Origin of the sequence: Kineococcus auxinigenes (assembly GCF_050871525.1) — a bacterium.
Taxonomy (GTDB): Bacteria; Actinomycetota; Actinomycetes; order Actinomycetales; family Kineococcaceae; genus Kineococcus.
This window is the reverse complement of sequence record NZ_JBKBCT010000008.1, coordinates 14,200-33,325: the sequence shown is the minus strand read 5'-3', so window position 1 is coordinate 33,325 and position 19,126 is coordinate 14,200. Positions and strand designations below refer to the sequence as shown.

Annotated in this window: 12 protein-coding genes; 3 read left to right on the top strand and 9 right to left on the bottom strand. The window is 74.0% G+C overall.

Features of this window, described 5'->3' with window-relative positions; genetic code table 11:
• Positions 1-66: 66 nt before the first annotated feature.
• On the top strand, positions 67-1,539 hold the full coding sequence (locus ACRYR9_RS04645) for a sugar porter family MFS transporter (protein ID WP_432495973.1): 1,473 nt from the start codon (positions 67-69) through the stop codon (positions 1,537-1,539).
• 363 nt (positions 1,540-1,902) lie between these two features.
• Here the strand turns inward: ACRYR9_RS04645 and ACRYR9_RS04640 are convergent, their stop codons facing one another.
• The 8 genes from ACRYR9_RS04640 to ACRYR9_RS04605 all read right to left on the bottom strand — a co-directional run bounded on the left by ACRYR9_RS04640 (position 1,903) and on the right by ACRYR9_RS04605 (position 14,005).
• A complete protein-coding gene (locus ACRYR9_RS04640; protein WP_432495976.1) occupies positions 1,903-2,286 on the bottom strand; it encodes a DUF4233 domain-containing protein in 384 nt (127 codons plus the stop codon).
• Positions 2,283-3,719, bottom strand: coding sequence for a bifunctional folylpolyglutamate synthase/dihydrofolate synthase (locus ACRYR9_RS04635; protein ID WP_432496020.1), 1,437 nt, complete (start codon positions 3,717-3,719; stop codon positions 2,283-2,285). The genes ACRYR9_RS04640 and ACRYR9_RS04635 overlap by 4 nt, the downstream gene beginning before the upstream one ends.
• A 101-nt stretch (positions 3,720-3,820) precedes the next feature.
• On the bottom strand, positions 3,821-7,084 hold the full coding sequence (gene ileS / locus ACRYR9_RS04630) for an isoleucine--tRNA ligase (RefSeq protein ID WP_432495978.1): 3,264 nt from the start codon (positions 7,082-7,084) through the stop codon (positions 3,821-3,823).
• Between the two features lie 299 nt (positions 7,085-7,383).
• The gene (locus tag ACRYR9_RS04625) at positions 7,384-8,136 is read right to left on the bottom strand and encodes a hypothetical protein (RefSeq protein ID WP_432495981.1); all 753 of its coding nucleotides are present in this window, start codon (positions 8,134-8,136) and stop codon (positions 7,384-7,386) included.
• Positions 8,133-9,503, bottom strand: a complete 1,371-nt coding sequence (locus ACRYR9_RS04620) for a UDP-glucose dehydrogenase family protein (RefSeq protein ID WP_432495983.1) — start codon at positions 9,501-9,503, stop codon at positions 8,133-8,135. Before ACRYR9_RS04620 ends, ACRYR9_RS04625 begins: the two co-directional genes overlap by 4 nt.
• Before the next feature lie 50 nt (positions 9,504-9,553).
• Positions 9,554-10,834, bottom strand: a complete 1,281-nt coding sequence (locus ACRYR9_RS04615; RefSeq protein ID WP_432495986.1) for a right-handed parallel beta-helix repeat-containing protein — start codon at positions 10,832-10,834, stop codon at positions 9,554-9,556.
• Positions 10,831-12,702, bottom strand: coding sequence for a right-handed parallel beta-helix repeat-containing protein (locus ACRYR9_RS04610; protein WP_432495988.1), 1,872 nt, complete (start codon positions 12,700-12,702; stop codon positions 10,831-10,833). Before ACRYR9_RS04610 ends, ACRYR9_RS04615 begins: the two co-directional genes overlap by 4 nt.
• Position 12,703: 1 nt before the next feature.
• The gene (locus ACRYR9_RS04605) at positions 12,704-14,005 is read right to left on the bottom strand and encodes a glycosyltransferase (protein ID WP_432495990.1); all 1,302 of its coding nucleotides are present in this window, start codon (positions 14,003-14,005) and stop codon (positions 12,704-12,706) included.
• 328 nt (positions 14,006-14,333) lie between these two features.
• Here ACRYR9_RS04605 and ACRYR9_RS04600 point away from each other — a divergent pair, with 328 nt between their 5' ends.
• A complete protein-coding gene (locus ACRYR9_RS04600) occupies positions 14,334-15,587 on the top strand; it encodes a thiolase family protein (protein ID WP_432495992.1) in 1,254 nt (417 codons plus the stop codon).
• Positions 15,587-17,665 (top strand): 3-hydroxyacyl-CoA dehydrogenase NAD-binding domain-containing protein, encoded by a 2,079-nt coding sequence (locus ACRYR9_RS04595; RefSeq protein WP_432495995.1) that lies wholly within the window; start codon positions 15,587-15,589, stop codon positions 17,663-17,665. The genes ACRYR9_RS04600 and ACRYR9_RS04595 overlap by 1 nt, the downstream gene beginning before the upstream one ends.
• Here the strand turns inward: ACRYR9_RS04595 and ACRYR9_RS04590 are convergent.
• Positions 17,637-19,103 carry a GGDEF domain-containing protein gene (locus tag ACRYR9_RS04590; protein ID WP_432495998.1) on the bottom strand — a complete coding sequence of 489 codons (1,467 nt, stop codon included), beginning with the start codon at positions 19,101-19,103 and terminating at the stop codon, positions 17,637-17,639. The genes ACRYR9_RS04595 and ACRYR9_RS04590 overlap by 29 nt on opposite strands.
• Positions 19,104-19,126 lie beyond the last annotated feature (23 nt).

The following is a 19,126-nucleotide window of genomic DNA, read 5'->3' as shown; positions in this document are numbered from 1 at the left end:
GCACGGGCTCCGCACCGGAGCACCACGTCCCGCGCGGACGTCCCCTTCGAGCTCGAGGAGCCCGGCATGTCAGCCGACCACCCCGATCGGCCGGCGGCCTCCGCCGCCGACCACGAGGCCGAGGAACGGCGCACCACCACCAAGGTCGTGCTCATCTCGGTCGTCGCCGCCATCGGCGGCTTCCTGTTCGGGTTCGACACCGCCGTCATCAACGGTGCGGTGGACGCCGTCACCGGTCAGTTCGGGCTCAGCGCCTTCCTGTCCGGTTTCGCCGTCTCCTGCGCCCTGCTCGGCGCCGCCGTCGGAGCCTGGTTCGCCGGCCGCATCGCCGACCGCTTCGGCCGCAAGTCCGTCATGGTCCTCGGCGGCGTGCTGTTCGCGATCAGCGCCGTCGGCTCCGCCTTCGCCTTCGCCGTCTGGGACCTCATCCTGTGGCGCGTGGTGGGCGGCATCGGCGTCGGCGTCGCCTCCGTCATCGCCCCCACCTACATCGCCGAGGTGGCCCCCGCCCACGTGCGCGGCCGGCTCGCCTCGCTGCAGCAGCTCGCCATCACCGTCGGCATCTTCGCCGCCCTGCTCTCCGACGCCTTCATCGCCAACACCGCCGGCGGCGCGGCCGAGGACGCCTGGCTGGGCTGGGAGGCGTGGCGGTGGATGTTCCTCGTCGGGATCATCCCCTCGCTCGTGTGGGCGTTCCTGGCCCTGCAGGTGCCCGAGTCGCCCCGCTACCTCATCGCCAAGGGCGAGACGCAGCGCGCCACCGACGTGCTGCGCGAGGTCCTCGGCACCCGCAACCTCAGCGCCCTGCAGCGCAAGGTCGCCGACATCCGCGCGAGCATGCAGCGCGAGGACGAGCCGAGCCTGCGCGACCTGCGCGGCCCGCGCCTGGGCCTGCAGCCCATCGTCTGGGTCGGCCTGCTGCTGTCGGTGTTCCAGCAGGCCGTCGGCATCAACGTGATCTTCTACTACTCCACCTCGCTGTGGCGCTCCGTCGGCTTCGAGTCCGACCAGGCGTTCACCACGTCCACCATCACGTCGGTGACCAACGTGGTCGTCACGTTCATCGCCATCGCCACCGTCGACAGGATCGGCCGCAAGCCGCTGCTGATCGCGGGCTCCGCCACCATGTTCGTCGCCCTGGCCGTCATGTCGGTGGCCTTCTCCCAGTCCGTCGGCACCGGTGAGGACCTCTCCCTGCCCGGCGCCTGGGGCCCGGTCGCCGTCGTCGCCGCCAACCTCTTCGTCATCGGCTTCGGCGCCACGTGGGGCCCGATCGTGTGGGTGCTGCTGGGCGAGATGTTCCCCAACCGCATCCGCGCCGCCGCCCTGGCGGTGGCCGCGGCCGCCCAGTGGATCGCGAACTTCACGATCTCCACGACGTTCCCGCCGATGTCCGAGCACCTGGGACTGACGTTCTCCTACGGCGTGTACGCCGCGTTCGCGCTGCTGTCGTTCTTCTTCGTCCTCAAGGCCGTGCCGGAGACGAAGGGCCGCGAGCTCGAGGAGATGGGGTCCGAGGACCCCGCCCGCTCCGCTTGAGCCTCCTCCACCACCCGGGTTCGGTTCACGCCCGGGTGGTGGGGCACCTCGGCCTCCGGGCTCTCCGCCCGCGACCGGGTGCGCAACCGCACCCGGGTGGGCGGGACGGGCTCCGGACGCCCGGCGACCGAGGTGCCCCACCACCCTCAGACGTCACCACTGCACGGGGACGGTCCAGCACCGCGGGGCCGCAGCCCACGGAGGGCGCCGGCGGGTGCGGAGGCCGGCGTCCGGAGCCCGCCCGGCGCACCTGGCCGAGGTGGTGCACCCGGCAGCGGGCGGAGAGCCGGCCGCAGCACCCGCCGCCGCCCGCACCGAGGCGACCACGGCGCCGCACCCGGGTGAGCGGGCGCACCGCGCGGTTCAGGACCCCTCGGGGCGCCTCTCCGCGAGGCCGCGGGCGACCTGGTCGCGTTCGCGCTCGACGCGGGTGCCGACGTGCAGGCACCCCCACCAGATGCCGGCGAAGGCCACGCCGATGCCGACCATCGTCCAGCGGAACGCCTCGGGCACCACGAACCCGGAGGCGATGATGACCACCTGCAGGACCCAGCCGAGGGCGTAACCGGCGCGTGAGCGCAGCATCCCCGCGCACAGCACGCAGAGCAGCATCACCACGCCGCCGGCGACGAGGTAGCTGGTCTGCTCCTCGCGGTGCAGGGCGGTGGCGGCCAGGGTGGCGAAGAAGACCACGAGGGCCTCGGCGACCAGGGTGCTCGCGGCGAGCACCCGCTTGGGGTTCCTCACACCGCACCTCCCCCGCCCAGCAGGAGCCGGGCGTCGCCGGCGAGCACCACCGAGCCGGCGACGAGGACGCCGGCGCCGGGGCCGCCCTCGGACTCGGCCAGGTCCACGGCCGCGGCCAGGGCGGCGTCCAGGCGCTCGACGACGTGCACGCGGTCCTCGCCGAAGACGTCCTCGGCGATCTCGCCCAGCTCGGAGGGTTCCAGCGAGCGCGGCGAGGATGAGCGGGTGACGACGACCTCGGCGAGGACGGGTTCGAGGGCGTTCAGCAGGCCGTCGACGTCCTTGTCGCCGGCGACGGCGAGCACCCCCACCAGGCGGGTGAGGGTGAACGCCTCGGCGACGGCCTCGGCCAGCGCCCGCGCCCCGGCGGGGTTGTGGGCGGAGTCCACGAGGACCGCCGGGGAGGTGCGCAGCAGCTCCAGCCGGCCCGGGGAGGAGACGTCGGCGAAGGCGGTCTCCACCAGGCCGGGCGGCAGGGCGTCGCCGGGCAGGGCGAGCAGCGCCTCGGCGGCGCTGAGGGCGGTGGCCGCGTTGTCGGCCTGGTGCGCGCCGTGCAGGGGCAGCAGGACGTCGGTGTAGGTGCCGCCGCGGGTGCGCAGCGAGACGAGCTGCCCGCCCACGGCAAGCGAGCGGGACTCCACGCCGAAGTCGGCGCCGGCGCGGGTCACGCTGACGCGCTCGGCGGCGGCGCGGGCCAGCAGCACCGCCGCGGCCTCCTCCTCCTGCCGGCCCATGACGAAGGTGGCGCCGTGCTTGACGATGCCGGCCTTCTGGGCGGCGATCTCCTCGATCGTGGAACCCAGCCACGCCTCGTGGTCCATCGCCACGGGGGTGACGACGGTGACGTCGGGGGTGACGACGTTCGTGGTGTCCCACGTGCCGCCCAGGCCCGTCTCGATGACCGCGACGTCCACGGGGGCGTCGGCGAAGGCGGCGAACGCCATGAGGGTGAGGACCTCGAAGAAGCTCAGCCGCGGTTCGCCCGCCTCCGCGGCGCGGGCGTCGAGGATCGTCACGACGGGCTCGACGTCGTCGTAGGCGCGCACGAACGCCGGGCGGCTGATCGGCTCGCCGTCGATCGCGATGCGCTCGGTGACCTCCGACAGGTGCGGGCTGGTGAAGCGGCCGGTGCGCAGGTCGTGCTCGCGCACCAGCCGCTCCACCATGCGCGCCGTGGACGTCTTGCCGTTGGTGCCGGCGACGTGGACGACCCGGTACGCGCGCTGCGGGTCGCCCAGCAGGCGGCACGCCTCGCGCACCCGGTCCAGGGTGGGGTGGATCCGGTTCTCGGGGTTGCGCTGGAGGATCGCGGCGACGACCTCGGCGTAGCGGGGGTCGTCGTCGACGCCGGAGGCGCGCCGCTGCTCGCGGCGGCGGCGCTCGGCGCCGGTGACCGGTGGCCGGTGGTCCTGCGGCACCCGCCCGCGGCGCATGGCGTCGCCGCCGAAGGCGACGTCGTCCTCGAGGACGCCGGGTTCGAGGTGGGCGTGGTCCTCGCCGCGTTCGCGCCCGCGCTCCCCGCCGGGTTCGTGGTTCACCGCTCCTCCAGCTTCTCGACGGCGACGCGGACCTCGTGGCCCTCGACCGAGCCCACGAGCGTGGCCCGCTCCGCGGGCAGCACGTCGGCCTGCCCGGAGGAGCCGAACTGCTGGGCGAGGGTCTCGTCGACGACGAGGTTCTGGTGGGTGACCAGCGCCTCCCACACGGGGCCGTCGGCGGCCACGGTGAGGCGGATGCGGTCGGACACGTGCAGGCCGGCGTCGCGCCGGGCCTGCTGCACGAGGCGGACCACGTCGCGGGCCATGCCCTCGGCGGCCAGCTCGGGCGTGACGGTGGTGTCCAGGACGACGAACCCGCCGGCGTCCAGGGCGGCCGTGGCCAGGCCGGGCTCCCCGCCCTCGACGGTCGTGCTCAGCTCGTACTCGCCCTCGTGCAGCTCGATTCCACCGGCGATGACGGTGCCGTCGGGGCGCTCCTCCCAGTCGCCGGACTTCGACGCCTTGATGGCCTGCTGGACGCTCTTGCCCAGCCGGGGCCCCGCGGCGCGCGCGTTGACGGTCAGCTTGGCGACCACGCCGTGCTCGATCGCCCGGTCGACGTGCCCGAGGACGACCTCGCGGACGTTGACCTCCTGGGCGACGAGCTGCGCGAAGGGTTCCAGCGCCGCCGGGTCGGGGACGAGGACCTCCAGCCGCTGCAGCGGCAGCCGCACCCGCAGCCCGTCGGCCTTGCGCAGCGCCAGCGCCGACGAGCACGCCGAGCGGGCGGCGTCCATCGCGGCCACGAGCGCGGGGTCGGCGGGCAGGTCCAGCGGGTCGGGCCAGTCGGTCAGGTGCACCGAGCGCCCGCCGGTGAGCTCGCGCCACACGTGCTCGCTCACGAGCGGCAGCAGCGGGGCGAGCAGCCGGGTGGTGGTCTCCAGAACGGTGTGCAGGGTGTCCAGGGCGTCGCGGGCGCGTTCGGACTCGCCGTCCCAGAACGCGGTGCGGGAGCGGCGCACGTACCAGTTCGTCAGGACGTCCAGGAACTGCCGCACGCTCTCGCACGCACCGGCGATGTCGTACTCGTCGAGCTCGGCGGTGACGGCCACGACGGCGTCGTGCAGCTTGGCGAGCACGTAGCGGTCGAGGACGTCCGCCGAGCCGGTGCGCCAGCGCGGGGTGTGGCTGGAGGTGCCGGAGTACAGCTGGAAGAACTGGAAGGTGTTCCACAGCGGCAGCAGCACCTGGCGCACCGAGTCGCGGATGCCCTGCTCGGTGACGACGAGGTTGCCGCCGCGCAGCACCGGCGAGCTCATGAGGAACCAGCGCATGGCGTCCGCGCCGTCGCGGTCGAGGACCTCGGAGACGTCCGGGTAGTTGCGCAGGGACTTGCTCATCTTGCGCCCGTCGTCACCCAGCAGGATGCCGTGCGAGACGCAGGTGCGGAACGCGGGGCGGTCGAACAGGGCGGTGGCCAGCACGTGCAGGGTGTAGAACCAGCCGCGGGTCTGCCCGATGTACTCCACGATGAAGTCGCCCGGGTAGTGGCTCTCGAACCACTCGGTGTTCTCGAACGGGTAGTGCACCTGCGCGAAGGGCATGGAGCCGGACTCGAACCAGCAGTCCAGCACCTCCGGCACGCGGCGCATGGTGGACTTCCCCGTGGGGTCGTCGGGGTTGGGGCGGGTCAGCTCGTCCACGTGCGGGCGGTGCAGGTCGGCCGGGCGCACGCCGAAGTCGCGCTCCAGCTCCTCCAGCGAGCCGTACACGTCGGTGCGCGGGTACGCCGGGTCGTCGGAGACCCACACGGGGATCGGGCTGCCCCAGTAGCGGTTGCGGCTGATGGACCAGTCGCGCGCCCCTGCCAGCCACTTGCCGAAGGAACCCTCCTTGACGTGCTCGGGCACCCAGGTGATGTCCTGGTTCAGCTCGACCATCCGGTCGCGGATCTTCGTGACGGCCACGAACCAGCTGGAGACGGCGCGGTAGATCAGCGCGTTGCCGCAGCGCCAGCAGTGCGGGTACGGGTGGTCGTAGGTCTCCTGCCGCAGCAGCAGCGCCCCGCTGGGCACGCCGTCCCTCAAGGCGCGCGCGATCGCCTTGTTGGCGTCGAAGACGTGCTCGCCGGCGAAGTCGGGCACCTCGGCGGTGAACCGGCCGCGGGCGTCCACCGGCACCACGGGTGTGATGCCGGCGGCGTCGGTGACGGCCTTGTCCTCCTCGCCGAAGGCGGGCGCGATGTGCACGACGCCGGTGCCGGAGTCGGTGGTGACGTAGTCGGCGGACAGCACCTGGTGGGCGTTCTCGCGGCCCTCGAAGTACCCGAACGGCGGGCGGTAGCGCTCCCGGAGCAGGTCCGCGCCGCGGAACCGGGCGCTGATCCGCTCGGCGGCGTCCTCACCGAGCTCGCGGGCGTAGTGGCCCAGGCGCGCCTCGGCGAGCAGGAACCGCCGGCCGTCGTGCTCGGTGCCGGGCGCGCCGTCGACGACGACGTAGTCCAGCTCCGGGTTCACGGCCATCGCCAGGTTGCTGGGCAGCGTCCACGGCGTGGTGGTCCAGATCAGGGCCAGCACGCCGGCCAGCTCCGGGTGCGCGTCCGAGCCCAGCAGCGGGTACCCGACGGTGACGGCCGGGTCCTGGCGGTTGCGGTAGACGTCGTCCAGGCGGGTCTCGGAGTTCGACAGCGGCGTCTCGCAGCGCCAGCAGTACGCCAGCACGCGGAAGCCCTCGTACACCAGGCCCTTGTCGTGCAGGGTCTTGAACGCCCACATCACCGACTCCATGTAGTCGGTGTCGAGGGTCTTGTAGTCGTCCTCGAAGTCCACCCAGCGCGCCTGCCGGGTGACGTACTCCTCCCACTCGCGCGTGTAGCGCAGCACGGAGGTGCGGCAGGCGTCGTTGAACGTCGCGATGCCCATGGTCTCGATCTCGGACTTGTGGGTGATGCCGAGCTGGCGCTCGGCCTCCACCTCGGCGGGAAGGCCGTGGGTGTCCCACCCGAAGCGGCGCTCCACCCGGTACCCGCGCATCGTCTTGTAGCGCGGGACGACGTCCTTGACGTACCCGGTGAGCAGGTGGCCGTAGTGCGGCAGGCCGTTGGCGAAGGGCGGGCCGTCGTAGAAGACGAACTCCCCCGCGGCCGATCCGCGCCGCGCCTCCACGCTGGCGGCGAAGGTGCCGTCGGCCGCCCAGGAGTCCAGGACGGCGCGCTCGATGTCCGGGAAGCGGGGGGTGGAACCGCCCTGCTCGGCGGCACCGCCGCCCTGCTCGTCCGCCTGGGCGGTCTGGTCCGCTGCCTGGTCCGTGACCTCGGGCACGTGCGCTCCTCGACGACGTCGCTGCTGCCGCGGGGACGACTCCCGCCGGGGCCGGCGGTGCCGCGGTACCACCCCGCTTGCCGCCGGCACCCCTCCCGGGCGGGAGGCGCGACGACGACCGCTCGTCGTCCGGCTGTCACGGGCCGGACCCGTCCGGGTCTAGTGGGGCGCCCGCCGGAGCGGGTGCCCGTTCTTCCGGAGGCTCACCGGTGATGGCCGGGTCGACGCCTGTGGGGACATGGTAACGCCGCGGACCGGCCGGGGGCCTCCCCGGCCGGTCCGCACGCGGGCACCGCCCGTCAGGCGCGCCGCTGCCAGCGCAGCACGCCCTCGGCGTCGGCGCGGCAGGTCAGGCGCACCTGCTTCTCCGGGGAGCGCGTCACCTCCCCGTCCGTGGCGCACACCCCGCCGCTGACGACACCGCTCGCCGCCTGCGAGGGGGCCGCGGTCGCGCTCGGCGTGGCCAGGGGCATCGCCGTGTACGTGTCGTACGCGGCGCGCCAGTCCTGCACCAGCGCCTGGCGCGCCGTCTCCAGCGGCACCGTGCCCTGGCAGACCAGGGCGCGGAGGTGGGCCTCGAGGGTGTTCTTGGCCGCCGCGGCGAACGCGCCCTCCTTCGGCTGCGGCCACAGGTTGGACACCTCGTTGCTGCCACCGAGCGAGATCGGCACCAGGTGGTCCGTCGTGTACGGGGACGAGTCCTCGATGCCGTAGCCGGCGGCCGCCTCCTCGGCGTCGCCGGACCGCTCGTCACGCACGCCCGCCGAGTAGCGCGGACCGCACAGGTCGGCCTGCGTCACGTCCGCGAAGACCGCACCCGGCGTCCGCTCCAGCACCGGCAGGGCGGTCCCGTCGGCAGCGCGCCGGAAGGGGTCCGTCACGGCGGCCGTGGTCCCGGACGGTTCGAGCTCGGGGATGGGCAGCGGCGTCACCGCGGGCCCGGTCGGGACCCGGACCGCCCCCGGCACCGCGTCCGCGGTGCCCAGGGAGCAGCCCGTCAGCGCCACCAGCAGGGCGGCCGCCGCACCGGCGGCGGCGACGGGGCGCCTCACGGCCGGCCGAGCGCCCGGTAGTCCCAGCCCGCGGCGCGCCAGGCGTCGCGGTCCAGGGCGTGGCGCCCGTCCACCACGCGGCGGTGGGCCACCGCCGCGCCCAGGACCTCGGGGTCCACCGCGCGGAACTGCCGCCACTCGGTGAGCAGGACCACCACGTCGGCGTCGCGAGCGGCGTCGACGGCGGAGGCTGCGTAGCTCAGCTGCGGGTACGAGCGGCGGGCGTTGTCCATCGCCTCGGGGTCGTAGACCGTCACGTCCGCCCCGGCCTGCTGCAGCAGCACCGCCACGTCCAGGGCGGGCGCGTCGCGGATGTCGTCGCTGTCCGGCTTGAAAGCCGCGCCCCAGGCGGCCACGCGCACCCCGCGCAGATCACCGCCCGCGACCTCGCGGACCAGGTCGACGGTGCGCTCGCGGCGACGCTTGTTGATGGCGTCGACCTCCCCGAGGAAGGCGACCGCCTGCCCGACGCCGAGCTCCTCGGCGCGGTGCTTGAAGGCGCGGATGTCCTTGGGCAGGCAGCCGCCGCCGAAACCCAGACCCGGCTTGAGGAAGCGCCCGCCGATGCGCGAGTCGTGCGAGAGGGCCTGGGCGAGCGCCGTGACGTCCGCCCCGGTGCGCTCGCACACCTCCGCCATGGCGTTGATGTAGGAGATCTTGGTGGCCAGGAAGGAGTTCGCGGCCACCTTGACCAGTTCGGCGGTGGGCAGGTCCACGACGAGCACGGGCGTGTCGTGCGCCTCCACGACCGGCGCGAACGCAGCGCGCAGCTGCTGCTCGGCCCAGGCGGAGGAGACGCCGAACACCAGGCGGTCGGGGTTGGTGGTGTCCTCGACGGCGAACCCCTCGCGCAGGAACTCCGGGTTCCAGGCCAGCTCGACCTCGGCGCCGGCCGGTGCGACCTCCTGCACCAGCCGGGTCAGTTCCGCGGCGGTGCCGACCGGGACGGTGGACTTGCCCACCACCAGGGCCTTGCGGTGCAGGTGCCGCGCCAGTTCGGTCACCGCCGAGCGGACGTAGGTGAGGTCGGCGGCGTCGCTGCCGCGCTGCTGGGGCGTGCCGACGCAGACGAAGTGCACGTCGCCGAACTCGGCGGCCCGCGCGAAGTCGGTGGTGAAGCTCAGCCGGCCGCTGTCCAGGGCCTTGTGCAGCATCTCGGGCAGGCCGGGCTCGAAGAAGGGCACCTCGCCGGCGGCCAGGCGCTCGACCTTCCGGGGGTCGACGTCGACGCCGACGACCTCGAAGCCCAGGACGGCCATGCAGATGGCGTGGGTGGCGCCGAGGTAACCGGTGCCGATGACGGTGAGGCGGGGGGCGGCCGCTCCGGTGGCGGTCGAAGGGGTGGTGCTCGAGGGTGTGGCGGACATGGTGCGCTCCTGTCGATCGCGGTGGACGGGGTGCTGCGGTGCTGCGGCTGTCAGCCGGAGCAGGCGGGCGAGGTGGTGACGGGCCGGCCGCTGGAGTCGCGGTTGGTGCACAGGATCCGGTTGTCGGTCACCTTGGGCTTGTGGATCGAGATGGCCGCGCCCGGAGCGGGCACGTCCAGGACGTTGGCGTCGAAGACGTTGCCCGTGCCCCAGCCGTCGAGGATCCGGTGCGTCTGCAGGCCGTCGCCGGGGGTGTTGCGCCCGGTGTTGCCGCGGATCAGCCAGTCGTTGCCCTTGACGTCGACCCACGAGTCGGCGCTGGACATCCCGGTGCCGTCGAAGGTGTTGCCGACGAGGGCCCCACCGGTGGTGCCCTCCTTGATGTCGACCGACTCCGAGGTGGTCCCGGAGATGTCGTTGCGGGCGACGAGGTTGTAGTCGCTGCGGTCGGGCCCGCCGCCTTCGCCGTACTTGTCCCAGTTGCTCTCGGCGGAACCGACGTAGATCCCCTCGCCGAACTTCTCCTTGCGCAGCCCGGTGCGGCTGACGGTGCAGTCCAGCACGGCGTTGCCGGTGCTGCCGGAACGCAGGTGGATCGCCTCGTCGCCGATGTCCTCCACGAGCAGGTCCTGCAGGACCGACCCGCTGGTCCCGTCGGCGACGACGCCCTTCTGGGCGTTGCGCACGGTGAACCCGACGAGGCGCCAGTGCTGCGCACCGGCGAGGTGGAAGCCGTAGCCCTCCTTGGGGCCACCGGCGTCCAGGACGGCCTCGCGCCCACCGCACAGCCAGATGGGGGCGCCGGCGTTCCCCGAGGTCGTGGCGGTGAACGCGCCGCTGTACGTGCCGTCGGCGAGCTCGATCACGTCACCGGGTGCCGCGCCGGCCAGCGCCGCGGTCAGTTCCGCTGCGGTCGCGACCGTGCGGGTCGCCACCGGGCAGGAGACCCTGTCGGAGGACGGCAGGCGGTCGGCCCGCGGGGCGCCGCTGACGGAAGCACCCGCCGCGCTCGCCGCCGACCCGCCGTCCTGGTCCTGCTGGTCCTGCTGGTCCACCTCGTCCTCCTCGTCGTCGTCCTCGTCGTCCTGCTGCGCGGTCGGTGACGCGCCGGCGGTCGCCACGGAGGTGCTGGGCTGCGGGGCGGCTGTCGCCGAGGCCGCCGGGCCGGCGGCGCGGACCGCGCCCGCCGAGGCCGCGGGTTCGGGACCGGACCCGTTCCCGGTGAGGCCGAGCACGAGCAGCACGAGCACGAGCATCGAGGCCCCGCCCGCCACCAGGCCCTGCCGGAAGGTCAGCCGTCCCGCACCTGGACCGCCGTACCGGCGGCTCACGCGCCGCTCCGGGTGCTCGGCTGGCCGTCGCGCAGGTCGATGACCCGCTGCGGCGCGCTGGGCGGCGACGGGACCGGCAGGTGCCCCTGGTGCGCCATCTGGTGGGCGTACGGGTGGGCGACCGCCCGGTCACGGCCGCGACCGCGCACCGCCGAGGCGCCGATGAGCGCCAGGATGATCACCCACAGGGCCGTCATCGGCTGCAGCAGCTTCTTGAACCAGAACCACCACGGGCTCGTGTCGTCCCAGCCGTCGAGCGCGTTGTCGCGATCGGTGAAGGCACCCGAGGAGCGCGTGGTGTCCAGCGCGCTCGCACCGGCACCGGCGAGCACGTTCAGGGAGACCTCGCTGCCGTCGACGTCCCCGACCAGCGAGACGCCGTGTCCGGTGGCCGCCTGCACGGTGTTCCCGCGGACCCGGGCGGTGGAGGCGCGCACGTACACGCCGGTCGTGGCGCCGTCCACGACGTTGCCCGTGGCGGTGGCGTCGGTGACGCCGTCGGTGAAGGCGATGCCGTGCCGGGCCGAGGAGGACACGTCGTTGCCGGTGACCGAGACGCGCTGCGCCGGACCCTGCACCACGATGCCCATGTCGTTGCCGGACAGGCGGTTGTTCTGGATCCCGACGTCGAAGCCACCGAGCACCTCGATGCCGTAGTGGCCGTTGTCCTCGACGGTGCTGCCGGTGATCGAGTTGCCGCCGTAGGCGCTGGTCGAGGCACCGGTGGCGCTGGGGCCCTCCGCGAGCGGCCGGCCGTTGATGCTGATGCCGTTGCCCTCGTTGCCGGTCGCGGTGACCCCGTTCACGTTCACGGCACTGGTCCCTCGGTCCAGGCTGATGCCGTCACCGGCGTTGCCGGAGGCGGTCGTCCCCTCGATGAGGCCGTTGCGCACGTTGCGGTGCAGCACGATGCCGCCGATGGAGCTCCCCTCGACGGTGCTGTCCGACAGCTTGATGCCGTTGGCGCTCGTGACGAACAGGCCGTAGGCGTTCCCCTCGACGGTGGTGTGGGAGATGTCGAAGGACACGTAGGAGTACGCCGGGACGGTGTAGTCCAGGTTGGGGTTGGTCTGGCCGGCCTGCAGCGGACCGGCGGGCTGCATCGTCAGACCGTTGAGGACGGAGTCCGCCTGGTCGCCGCCGGAGCCGACGCGCTCGATCGCCCCGGTGTCGGGACGATCGGTGCCGGTGAGCGACAGCCCGCCGGTGCGTCCGCTCCAGAACCCCAGGTCGGACAGGCGCGCGTGCTCGGAGGAGAAGGTCCCGCCGATGCAGCGGACGTAGGCGCGGCCGTCGGTCTGGTCGGTGTCGGGAGCGCCGGCGTCGACGTCCCAGCTCTCCACGACGACGGGGGCGTTCTGCTCACCGTCGATCTGCACGTCGCCGCCCAGGCTGACGATCGACGTGAAGCCCCGTGCGCTGCTGGCCATGCGCAGGGTGAGCCCGCCGGGCCGCTCCAGGCGCAGGGTGGCACCGGGCACCACGGCGACGTGCTCGCTGAGCAGGAAGGAGCCGTCGGACATCTGCACGAACGTCTGCGGCGCCAGCTGCAGCAGGTCGGTGACCGTGTAGGGCTCCGAGCGCGGGGTGAGCACGAGGGTGAAGCCCTCGCCGGTGCTCATCCGGTACGGGGTCTTCCAGTCGTCGCCCTGCCACCGGGCGAGCGCCGTCACGGTGCGGATCTCGGTGGCACGGCGGTCCTCGGCGGCGACGAGGGCCGAGACCCGCTCGGCGTCGTCGTCGCTGAAGGCGAGGGTGCGCGGCAGGGGGGCCGGTTCGTCCGCGGCGGCCGCGGGTGCGGCGCCGGCCAGCAGCGCGGCGGTTCCGGCGGCGACGGTTCCGGCGAGGAGGCGGGTGGTCCTGGGCACGTCAGACCCCCTTCGCGGGCACGGGCAGGGCGACGGGGGCGGAGGGAGCGGGGACGGTGGCGTTCACGGGCGCACCGATCGGCTCGGTCAGGCTGGCGGCCGACTGGCCCTCGCCGCCGGTGCTGTCCGCCGAGCGGGTCAGCCAACCCTGCTTGTTCATGGTGGCGATGGCGTACGCCTTGACGGGCAGCGCCACGAAGATGACGACGAGCGCGTACAGGGGCAGCAGGAGGATCTCCCGGGGGTGGCGGCGCAGGTGGGAGTAGGAGCGGATGCCGCGGCCGAGCAGCAGCCAGCCGATCGCGAGGAGGATGCCGGCGGGGGTGAGCTCCAGCCGGCTGAAGATGAGGTAGCCCAGCGTCAGCGCCATCGTGACGGGGGTCAGCAGGATCTGCAGGACGGTCACCTTGGAGACGAACGGGACCTGCCACAGCCAGCCCTTCCACAGGGCCGTCAGGTAGGTGCGGGCCGAGTTCCGGCTCCACCGCACGCGCTGCTTGACGAAGGCGCGGAAGCTGTCGGGGAACATCGAGATGGCCTTGGCGGAGGACTGGTGGACCGTCTTGTAGCCGGCGGCCAGGACGAGCCAGGTGAGCCGGCCGTCGTCGCCCGCGATGCAGCGCCGGCCGAGGAAGAACTCGTGCTCGAGGTTCGGCAGCAGGGGGACGACGACGGAACGGCGGTAGACGGCCGTGCGCCCGGAGACGCAGATCACCGCGCCCTTGCGGCCCATGGCGGGCGCGTAGTCGTAGTAGCGCAGGTTCACCATCCAGTCGGCGATGCGGCGCCACACGCTGCTGGTGCGCTGGTAGACGTTCTGCTGGGTGCTGACGGCTCCGACCATCGGGTCGGCGAACGGCATCTGCACGTTGCGCAGCAGCCCGTCGGTCCACATCGTGTCGGAGTCGGAGAGCACGACGAGCTCGTGGCGGGCGGCGCGGATGCCGACGCCCAGGGCCGAGCGCTTGCCCTCGTGCCGGTAGACGATGACGTTCAGGCGTGCGTCGTCGATCTCGGCGAGCAGCCGCTGGCACTCCACGTCGTCGACGTCCACGACGATGATGAGCTCGTCGGGGTCGTGCGAGAGCCAGTTGCGAGCGCAGTCGGCGAGGATCCGGGGGTCTTCGCGGAAGGACGGCACGACCACGGACGTGGAGGTGCGGTGGTCGTTGACGATGGGCTTGGCCATCCGGGAACCGATGACGCGGTAGAGCCACAGACCCCAGACGACGACACCGGCGATGCCGAGCGGTGCCACCTCCTGCCACGACTCACCCCCGAGGGTTTCCACCAGCCAGGACATGCGCGCCTCCAGAAGTAATGAGCCATTGCCGAGAGTGAGCGAGTACGCCATCCGGATGACACCGGGTTTGAACTCGATGTACTCAGAGTGAGGCCCCGCCCAGCCTCCACCCAGCGTTCTGACAGCACGTCACCCCTCCAGCCGACGGTGCGGGGGTGAACGGGCGCCCGAGCGGGTGACCGGGAGGTCCACACGGGTGAGCCGGCCCCTGGCGCGCGAAGTGCAGCACAGGTACCTGTCACCACCGGTACCGCATACCCGGGTGCCGGGCGTACTGTGGCCGCGGGCCGCGCCGCTGCGGCCCACCGCCACCGAACGAGGAGGTCCCGTGGCCCGCTCCGCCCCCGCCGCGCGCAGCGTCGTGTTCGCCGACGGCGTGCGCACGCCGTTCGGCAAGGCCCGTCCCGACGGCCTGCACGCGCAGACCCGCGCCGACGACCTCGTGGTCGCCTGCCTGCGCGAGCTGCTGCGGCGCAACCCCTCCCTGCCGCCCGAGCGCGTGGAGGAGGTGGCGATCGCCGCCGCCACCCAGAGCGGGGACCAGGGTCTCGTCCTCGGCCGCAGCGCCGCCCTGCTGGCGGGGCTGCCGGTGACGACCCCCGGCTACGCGATCGACCGCTGGTGCGCCGGCGCCATGACGGCCGTCACCACCACGGCCGCCTCCATCGCCGTGGGCGCCCTGGACGTGGCGCTGGCCGGAGGCGTGGAGCACATGGGCCACCACCCCCTGGGCCAGGGCCTGGACCCCAACCCGCGCTTCCTCACCGAGCGCATCGTCTCCCCCGACGCCCTGGACATGGGCAGGACCGCCGAGGCGCTGCACGACCGCTTCCCCGCCCTGACGAAGCGGCGCGCCGACGAGTACGCCGCCGCCAGCCAGCGGAAGTTCGCGCGGGCGGTGGCCGAGGGGAAGGTCGGCGCCGACCTCGTCCCGGTCGCCGTGGCCAGCTCCGAGCAGGGCTGGGGCCTGGCCACCGCCGACGAGCTCGCCCGCCCCGGCACCACCGCGGAGGGCCTGGCGGACCTGCGCACCCCCTTCCGCCCGCAGGGGCGCGTCACCGCCGGCAACGCCTCCCCGCTGACCGACGGCGCCACCGCCTGCCTGGTCGCCGAGGAGGGCACCGCTGCGGAACTGGGCCTGAGCACCCGCATGCGCCTGGTCGGCTTCGCCTACGCCGGCGTGGAGCCGGAGGTCATGGGCCTGGGCCCGATCCCCTCCACCGAGAAGGCGCTGGCCCGCGCCGGGCTCACGATCGACGACATCGGCCTGTTCGAGCTCAACGAGGCGTTCGCCGTGCAGGTCCTGTCCTTCCTGGACCACTTCGGCATCGCCGACGACGACGAGCGCGTCAACCCCTACGGCGGCGCCATCGCCATCGGCCACCCGCTGGCGGCCTCCGGCGTGCGGCTGATGACCCAGCTGGCCCGGCAGTTCGCCGAGCACCCCGAGGTCCGCTACGGCCTGACCGCCATGTGCGTCGGGCTCGGCCAGGGCGGCACGGTGATCTGGGAGAACCCGCACCACGCCGAGCACGAGCCCACGCACGAACCCGCCACCGCGAGCGCCGGGGAGGCCCGCTGATGCCCGTCCACGTCCGCCTCCTGGAGCTGCCCGGCGCGCCCGGGGAACCCACCGGGCAGCCCGGTCCCCACCGCCTGGCCCTGCTGACCCTGGACCCGGGCGAGGCGCGCAAGCCGTTCGTGCTGGGCGCCCAGACGCTGGTGCAGCTGCGCGAAGCGCTCGAAGAGGCGCAGCGCCTGGCCGCCGCCGGGGAGGTCGTCGCCGTGGGGATCACCGGCGTGCAGGGGGTGTTCTGCGCCGGGGCGGACCTGAAGGCCGTGGCCACCACCCCCGACCGCGAGGCCGGGCTGGCCACCGGGCGCCTCGGCCACGACGTCCTCGGCCGGCTCGGCACCCTGGGCGTGCCGAGCTTCGCGTACGTCAACGGCCTCGCCCTCGGCGGCGGCCTGGAGACCGCCCTGCACGCCACGTACCGCACGGTCGCCACCACCACCCGCGGGCTGGGCCTGCCCGAGACCCACCTGGGCCTGGTGCCCGGCTGGGGCGGCACCTGGCTGCTGCCGCACCTGGCCGGTCCCGACGTCGCCGTGCGCATCGCGGTGGAGAACGCGCTCGCGGGCAACCGCACGATCACCGGCCCGCAGGCCGTGGAGCTCGGCGTCGCCGACCTCGCCGTGGAACCCGCCGACTTCCTGCTGCAGTCGCTGCGCTGGACCTCGGCCGTCCTGGCCGGGCAGGTGCAGGTGCCGCGGCGGGTCCCGCTGCCCGGCGCCGAGGAGGCCGCCGCGTGGGAGGCGGCGGTGGCCCGGGGTCGCGCCGTCGCCGACGCCCGCGTGCACGGCGCCGCGCCCGCCCCCTACCGGGCCCTGGACCTGATCGCCGCGGCGCGCACGAGCACCCGCGAAGAGCACTTCGCCGCCGAGGACGCCGCGATCGGTGACCTGTCCGTCTCCCCGCAGCTGCGCGCCGGGCTGTACGCGTTCGACCTCGTGCAGCGCTACGGCCGCAACCCCACCGGGGCACCGGCGAAGGACCTGGCGCGGCAGGTCACCTCCGCCGGCGTCGTCGGCGCCGGCCTGATGGCGAGCCAGCTCGCGCTGCTCCTCCTGCACCGCCTGCAGGTGCCCGTGGTGCTCACCGACGTCGACGACGCCCGTGTCGCCAAGGGCCTGGGTTTCGTGCGCTCCGGCGTGGACGACCTGCTCGCCAAGGGGCGCGTGACGCCCGACGTCGCGAACCGGCTCAAGGCGTCGGTGTCCGGTTCGGTGGACAAGTCCGCCCTCGCCGGGTGCGACTTCGTGGTCGAGGCGGTGTTCGAGGAGATGGCCGTCAAGCACGCCGTGCTGCGCGAGCTGGAACCCCTGCTGCGCGAGGACGCCGTCATCGCCACCAACACCAGTTCCCTGTCCGTGACGCAGATGGCCTCGGTGCTGGAGCACCCCGAGCGGTTCGTCGGGTTCCACTTCTTCAACCCCGTGGCGGTGCTGCCGCTGGTGGAGGTCGTGCGCACGCAGCGCGCCGACGACGCGACGCTGGCCACCGCGTTCGCGGTGGGTGCACGGTTGAAGAAGACGTGCGTGCTGGTGCGCGACGCCCCCGCGTTCGTCGTCAACCGCATCTCCACCCGCATGTTCGACGAGGTGGTGCGCGCCGTGGACGCCGGCACCCCGCTGCTGGAGGCCGAGCACGCCCTGGACGAGCTGGGCCTGCCGATGACGCCGTTCCGGCTCGCCTCGTTCGTCGGCCCCGCCGTCATGCTGCACGTGCACGAGACCCTGGCCACCGCGTTCCCCGACCGCTACCGCGTCTCGCAGAACCTGCGCCGCTGGGTCGAGGCCGGCTCGCCGCCCCTGGTCACCGCGAAGGGGCCGGTGGAGGTCACCGGGGCCGCGGAACGGGTGCTCGTGCAGGGCGGTGCCCCGGTCAGCGGGCCGGAACTGCTGCGCCGCGTGCAGGACGCGCTGGCCGACGAGGTCCGCCGGGTCCTCGACGAGGGCGTCGTGGCCGGCCCCGAGGACGTCGACGTGTGCCTGGTGCTGGGCACCGGGCACCCGCTGTCCACGGGGGGGATCACCCCCTACCTGGACCGGGTGGGCGCCTCCGAGCGGGTCACCGGCCGCCGCTTCCACCCGCGCTGAGGAGCTCGGCCGCCGGCGCGGTGCGGGTGCAGCCGCGGCCGGCGGCCTTGGCCCCGTACAGCGCCGCGTCGGCGCGCGCCACGAGCGCCTCGACGTCCTCGGCCCCGTCCCACACGGCCAGCCCGGCGGAGAACGACTGCCCCTGCGGCACCAGGTCGCGCAGCTCGGCGAGGAGCTGCTCGGCGGGCCCGGGGCCCAGACCCTCGGCGACGAGGAGGAACTCCTCCCCGCCCCAGCGCGCCAGCACGGCCCCCGTCCCGGACAGGCGCGTGCTCCACGCGCGGGCGGCCCCGGCCAGCAGCCGGTCCCCCGCCGGGTGCCCGAGGGTGTCGTTGAACCGCTTGAAGCGGTCCAGGTCCAGCACCGCCAGCACCAGCGGGGTGCCGGCGGCCCGGGCGCGGGAGCGCAGCCGGTCCGTCTCGGCGGTGGCGCTGCGCCGGTTCAGCAGACCGGTCAGCGGGTCGGTGCGGGCCAGTTCGGCGAGCTGGGCGGCCTGTTCGCGGACCCGGCGCAGCAGCGTCCACATCCGCGCCACGACCAGCAGGAACAGCGCGCTCGAGGAGACCACCACCGACCACGCCGACAGCGGCGCGCCCGTCAGCAGTTGCACGGCCAGGGTCCCCGGGGCCAGCAGGCTCGCCGCGGCCAGCAGCACGAGCCGCGGCGCGCCCAGGTCGCCGCCCTCCACCGGAGCGGGGTCGGACAGCCTGCGCATGGACGGGTGCAGCGCCGCAGCGCCCCACAGCAGGTACGACAGCAGCCACAGCGGGTCGAAGGCGAACCCGTCGTACCCGGTGGCGGCGTAGGCGGCCTGGTAGGCGACGTCGGCGGCGAGCATGGTGCTCGCGGCGGCGGCGAGCAGCCGGAAGCTGGTCGAACGGCCCCCGGTGGCCGAGACCAGGCGCACGAGCACCGCCAGGACCGCCACGTCCGCGACGGGGTAGGCGGCGGAGACCACCCAGCCGAGCAGGTCGCCCCCCAGTTCCGCCAGCGCGGGCCGCAGCAGGAACGTCCACGACAGCAGCCCCGCCCCCACTGACAGGATCGTCGCGTCGATCACCCCCTCGACGTCCTGACCGGGACGGGCCCGCCGGGCCAGCGACAGCAGGGACAGCCCCAGCAGGGGGTAGGCCAGCAGGTAGGCGACGTCGGGCGGCGCCGGGTACGCCCGCGACCCGAGGACGTCGTAGACGACGGTGTACAGCACGTCGCCCAGCGCCCAGCAGCCCATGCCGGCAGCCATGCACCACCACGCGCGCGCGTGCACCGGGCGGTGCACGCGCGCGCCGACGGCGATCGCGACCGCGCTGGAGACGGTGACGAGCGAGAAGACCGCGTCGTGGGCGGTGCCGCCCAGGCACAGGCAGAGCACCGCGAGGGCACCCGCGAGCAGCAGGTACCCGACCCACAGCGGGAGCCGGCGGACGCGGGAGAGCACCCTGGTGCATCGGCGCCCCGGGG